The organism is Oleiphilus sp. HI0117 (assembly GCF_001635235.1).
Genome location: NZ_LWGA01001513.1, coordinates 1 through 5647 on the forward strand (window position 1 = coordinate 1; position 5647 = coordinate 5647).

Genomic DNA, 5647 nt, shown 5'->3' on the forward strand with positions numbered 1-5647 from the left:
ACTACATTACCGCGCAGATTGATAATACCCAACACATAGTTAGGTGCGCCTGGCACGGGGGCAATTTCAGTATAACGTAATACTTCCTGAATCTGCATTACGTTAATACCATACGTCTCGTCTGCTAAGCGAAAAGTGACGTTTTGCAGAATCGGATCTTCAGCAGCATGGCTACTGTGCCCAGTGTTTGATGTCATTAGTTGACCCCTTACCTATTTCCTAAAAGACAATAATTCGCGCCAAGTTTTCAAAGCTTTACTCTCTCACGTCAAAAACTTAACAGATCATCTTCTAAATATAGAGCATCGCACAATCTATGCCAGAAAATAGTGACACAATTATCAAGAAATTGAGCTTCCATTGCCAGAAGCTTTCTCTTCTAGCATCAAGCTCATTACGTCTGCGTCGAGTAAAGCACACATATGCCCTATCACCGTACCAGATAACCACGCTCGACTCGTACGCTCACTGCGCCATTTAACCATATCAGGTTCAAGCTGAATGGATTCGTGAACTGAGTCGCAAGCTAAGCCCCAATTATTTCCACCCAGTCTAATAATGAACTGATATCCGGCCCGAGCATCCTCGCTCCAACGGTCCGGCATGACCCATTGAGCTGTATCGACCACTCTGACATTTCTATCCAAATGTCTATACAAGCCCATAAAATAATCTGCCCGGCCGACAATTGGCGTGAGCTCCTTTTCAATTTTATAGATTGCACCGAGAGAAACTAAAGGCACCGCAAGCTTTAAACCTGCTACAGAAAAGATCAAACACTCGAAGCGATCTTGAGCCCATGAAGGCGGCCCAACTTGTCCAGGCTCACCAGGCGTAACCAAAGCTGTTCTTTTTTCATGTATCTTTTCAATTTCAGAAACTTCAGTAGTCACAGCCTCCCTAGCCTGAACTTTAGCGTCTACCTTGGTATCACTCAGGGGTGCAGGTGCAGAAACGGATACCTTTGGCTTGTCGACAGTTTCAACAAGTACTTCTTGCTTAACCTTTGTTTTAAGCTCGGGCTCGGCTTTAAGACCAAGCTTCGCTTCCAAGCGGGAAAGCTGAGCCGCGCTCAACTTTGACTTTTTCTTCTCCAGAATCGCTAAGGCCGTCTTTCTATCTAGCTTAGTCTGAAGCTTTTGTTCAGTCTTTTGCTCGGTCTTAACTTCAAGCTTTTGCTTTACTTTAAGGTTCTGCTCAGATGACTCTTTAACACTCGGCTTGGTTTTAACCGGCGCAAGCTTTGGAAATGCAGCAGGTATAATCAGAGGTGAAATTTTTGATCTTTCAGGCTCAGCAAATTGAGGCTTAGCCGGCTTCACTTTTGCAAAATTTGCTTTTGCAATAACCTTAGGCTTTAACTTGGATCCTACTCTGCCTTCAAGTGGCTCTTTAGACCTTGTATGCATTACATTCACGGAGTCTAGAGAGTGTAATTCCGCGTCACTAAGCTTGTTTTTGTGTATTGTATCTAAGTCTTTTAAAGGTTGCTGATCGGCAACTGAGCCAAGCATATCAAAGAAGTATTCATCCATAGCATCAGATGAGCTGACATTCTCGTCCTGATCGAATTCACGCCCTCCATGAATAGAGTGCTTCTTATCGATATCTTCAGAGCTCATCGCACACTCTCTACAGACTGCTCCGCTAACCAAAAAGCAGCGTAGTAATCATCTATAGCTTGCTCAGAGTAGTCTAAGAAGCATTGCCGAACTCGCGGTGAAAGCGGTTTTCTTAAGTAATAGAGAAATGTTAATAATACTATCTGGGCCTCACACTGAGACCGAAAACTTTGATCATCGTCTTCTCTTACCATTTTAATTGTCGGAATAAGAGATAGGTCAGGCGAAATAGCTTCAGTCGTTTTAACAGTGGAACCACCCAAAATCCCAAGAACTGGCTGAGCGCATTGTGGCTCTGATGCCACCCTGGTAACACTAGTTACCGAATCAACATGACTTGGCTTACGTGAAGTGACAGATCCGCCCTGATTTTGCCGACCTTCATTTGTAAGATTGGCTTCTTCAGCAAACTCACAATCGGCACTTATATTTTCTTGCTCACTGACGTGTGCGCTTTCAGAAATTTGAGCAGATGACTCATTCAGATAGTTTTCGGATGTATGCTCTGCCGAAGAACATGAGCTATCATTAGGCTTACTAACAGGCACAGGGTCGCTACCAAACATATCGCTCAGGTAATCATTTAGCAAATCTTCCGTGCTAGAGTGAGGCGTCCTGCTGTCAGTGTTATCCTGAGTCATTTGATAGTGTAATTAATCTCTCGTATGAGTTTAAAGCCTGATAAAGCCTTAGGCATTATTGCTTGTCAGCTCTTTAAGCGTCTGCAGTAGCTTCTTATAAGCTCTCACTCCGTGAGTATCAGCGTCGTACATAGATGGTACCAGACCTTTCATACTTGCATCTCGGAACTTCGTATCAACTGGAACGGCATACTTCCAGACATCATCTCCCCACGTCGATTTGATGGTACGCAAGCTTTGTGTTGAAGCCTGTGTTCGACGATCAAACATGGTAGGCAGAATAAGATGTCTTAAATTGCTTTTCTGAGACCGAATAACCATACCCAAAGTATGCATCATTCTTTCCAAGCCTTTAATCGCAAGAAACTCTGTTTGACAAGGTACGATGAGCTGCTGGCTCGCAGCAAGAGAGTTGATCATTAGTACACCCAAAGAAGGCGAATTATCGATCAAGACGTAGTCATATTGATCCCACAACATTGCCAGCGTTTTCGAAATGATCAGCCCCATACCTTCAACGCCAACCATTCTACGTTCAAGCGTCGCTAAAGCCGTTGAAGCAGGCATTAAATCCAGACCCGGGCAAGAAGTGTCAGTAATCAGTTGTTCAGGAAGACCATCAGGAACCTTACCCTGATGCATAAACAAGTCGAACGCACTTTGCTCAATCGTATCCGGGTCGTAACCAAAATAACTGGTTAAAGACCCATGCGGATCAAGATCCATAACCAACACTCTTTTGCCTTCTTGTGCCAACAACCCGCCTAGGGTTACTACACTAGTCGTTTTACCGACCCCGCCTTTCTGATTGGCAATACCCCAGATTCTCACCGCGTCACCTCTGAAAAATTATATTTTAGCTTTGCTCAAGCATACCATTTAGCCTAGCTGGCTAGAATATCCTGCTAGGGATACTTGCTAATTCTGTATCGCTTGAACAAATGAACAACGGAAATGGCATAAAGTTGCCGAATTTACGTCACTAATAATCTTAATAGTGTACAGAGCACAAATCGTGCCATCGGCACAGTATTGAAAGGTAAATACTTAGAAAATATTTCTTTATAAATGAATGAGCTACGAGACTTACTTCATTAAGCCCTGACGAATATCCTGACTTTTGGAAATTAATAGAACAACGCGGCGGTTTTTGCTTTTTCCAGCTGCCGTATCATTCCTAGCAGCAGGTTGAAACTCTCCGTAACCCATCGCGCCCATGCGAGAAGGCGACACCCCCTCCAGTGCGAGGTATCTAACAACTGTGGCTGCTCGCGCTGCAGAGAGCTCCCAATTAGATGGGAATACAGGGCTTCGAATAGGAACATTATCAGTATGCCCCTCTACCAGCATAGCGTTATCGTGCTGGTTCATAATACCTGCAATTTTTTCAATAATTGGCAAAGCATCATCAACAGGCTCCACACCGCCGCTTTGAAAAACAACCGTATCATCCAACGAGATCTCGATCCAATCGTCTTTCTTCTGAACGCTTACCTTTTCCTCGAATATCAAGTCTTCAAAGTTATCTTCAAACTCCCCTGCTATCATTTCGAGTTGGAGGTCTTCTTTGCTAGGTTCCTTCTTTTTCTTTCGTTGATCAGGGGGTGGTGATGACTCACCGATCATTGGTTGGATAAAAATTTCACGTGAATCCGGAGAGGTAGAGCGAGGACTTATATCTCCAACCTGAATTGGCTTTATGGTTTTCGCGGGAGCGTTAAAGACCCCTTCCAAACTCTCAGAAAGGACTTTATATTTACCTTCATTTACCGAAGAAATTGAATACATCACAACGAAGAAAGCAAACAGCAAAGTGATAAAGTCAGCGTATGATACTAACCAACGCTCATGATTATCATGCTCTTCTTCTAATTGCCTGCGCATAGCTTAGCTCAAGTAATAGTTAAGTGATAAAGCCGCGTAGCTTTAGCTCGATTGAACGAGGGTTCTCTCCCTCTGAGATTGCCACCAAGCCTTCGATAAGCATTTCTCTATACTGGGATTGCCGTTGAATCACAGACTTTAGCTTACTACCGACTGGGAAAAACAGCAGGTTGGCAAATGCAACGCCATAAATTGTCGCTACAAAGGCAGTCGCGATACCAGCGCCAAGAGAGGATGGGTCAGCAAGGTTACTCATAACATGTATCAGACCCATTACTGCGCCAATGATACCAATGGTAGGAGAATACCCCCCCATCCCGTCATAGATCTTTGCTGAACTAAGGTCATGACGCTCTTTAGAAATAAGATCCAACTCAAGTACATTTCTAATCACTTCAGGCTCAGCACCATCAACGAGCAGCTGAAGACCTTTACCAGCAAAAGGCTCATCTTCTTTATCGACTGAAGACTCTAGCCCAAGCAAGCCCTCTTTTCTTGCTCGCATACTCCAGGAAATAACCTTTTCAATCCCGTCATCAATCGACACATAAGGCGGTATAAACACCCAGCGCAACATGACAATGCCTCGCTTTAATGTCTGAAAAGGAGTTTGTAACAATATCGCAGCAAACGTACCGCCTATAACTATTAAGGCAGCGGGGCCATTAAATAATGAATCAATATGGCCACCCTCTAGGTAGTTACCACCTAAAATGGCACCAAAGCCAAGGATAACACCTAAGATACTCAGCAAATCCATTACATCACTCCTTCAATCACGTGATCTGCTATGGCGTCAATATCAAAAGAGCCGTCAGAGTAACCAGCCTTGTCAACTGCCATCGGCATTCCATAAATTACGCAGCTTTTTTCGTTCTGAGTATAAACCGTGGAGCCAGACTGTTTAAGCAAGCGGCAACCTTCTCTACCATCGGCCCCCATACCAGTCAGAACAATTCCCAAAACTCTTCCGGGGAACGCTTTCGAAGCTGAACCGAAAGTCACGTCGACGGAAGGTTTGTAGGTCAACCTAGCATCACCTTCCAAAATTGAGATAGACCGACCTTTACCCGAGACAATCATTTGCTTAGCACCAGGTGCTAAAATTGCTGTTCCTGCCTGCAATGTTTGCCCATCTACTCCATGCTTAACGGTAAGTTGACATAAATTGTTTAGGCGCTCTGCAAATGCAGGGGTAAAGGTCTCAGGCATGTGCTGAACAATCAGTACAGGAACCGGCAGATTAGCCGGTAGCTTTGACAGTACTTTTTGTAAGGCAACCGGCCCACCCGTTGAAGCGCCGATGACTAGAAGGTCTACCGGGTGAGATAACTTCTTGGCTCTGTGCGTGGCGCGTTGACCACGATTAGTACTCTGTACTTCCGGGCGTGACGGCACACTTTTATTTGTAGTGCTTGGGCGTCCGCTCACTGCTCTACGCTTTAAAACACTTGAACTCTCACTTGCTTGTATACTGGATGAAGCCTCTGGGTTTAGTGA

Annotated in this window: 7 protein-coding genes; all 7 read right to left on the bottom strand. The window is 44.5% G+C overall.

Annotated elements, in window-relative coordinates:
• The coding region (locus A3757_RS24865; protein ID WP_197470307.1) for a chemotaxis protein CheW at positions 1 to 197 on the bottom strand (197 nt) is incomplete at its 3' end.
• Positions 198 to 341: 144 nt separating this feature from the next.
• Positions 342 to 1622: a CheW domain-containing protein gene (locus A3757_RS25475; protein ID WP_082865474.1), complete on the bottom strand. Its 1281-nt coding sequence runs from the start codon at positions 1620 to 1622 to the stop codon at positions 342 to 344.
• Entirely contained in the window at positions 1619 to 2263 is a 645-nt protein-coding gene (locus tag A3757_RS24875; protein ID WP_068513734.1) for a hypothetical protein, read from the bottom strand. The genes A3757_RS25475 and A3757_RS24875 overlap by 4 nt, the downstream gene beginning before the upstream one ends.
• A 48-nt stretch (positions 2264 to 2311) precedes the next feature.
• Positions 2312 to 3094, bottom strand: coding sequence for a ParA family protein (locus A3757_RS24880; RefSeq protein WP_068554884.1), 783 nt, complete (start codon positions 3092 to 3094; stop codon positions 2312 to 2314).
• Positions 3095 to 3349: 255 nt separating this feature from the next.
• Positions 3350 to 4147: a flagellar motor protein MotD gene (motD, locus tag A3757_RS24885; RefSeq protein ID WP_068513739.1), complete on the bottom strand. Its 798-nt coding sequence runs from the start codon at positions 4145 to 4147 to the stop codon at positions 3350 to 3352.
• 19 nt (positions 4148 to 4166) lie between these two features.
• A complete protein-coding gene (locus A3757_RS24890; RefSeq protein WP_068554882.1) occupies positions 4167 to 4907 on the bottom strand; it encodes a flagellar motor protein in 741 nt (246 codons plus the stop codon).
• On the bottom strand, positions 4907 to 5647 hold a 741-nt coding region (locus A3757_RS24895; RefSeq protein WP_304439225.1), incomplete at its 5' end, for a chemotaxis protein CheB. The genes A3757_RS24890 and A3757_RS24895, both read right to left, overlap by 1 nt.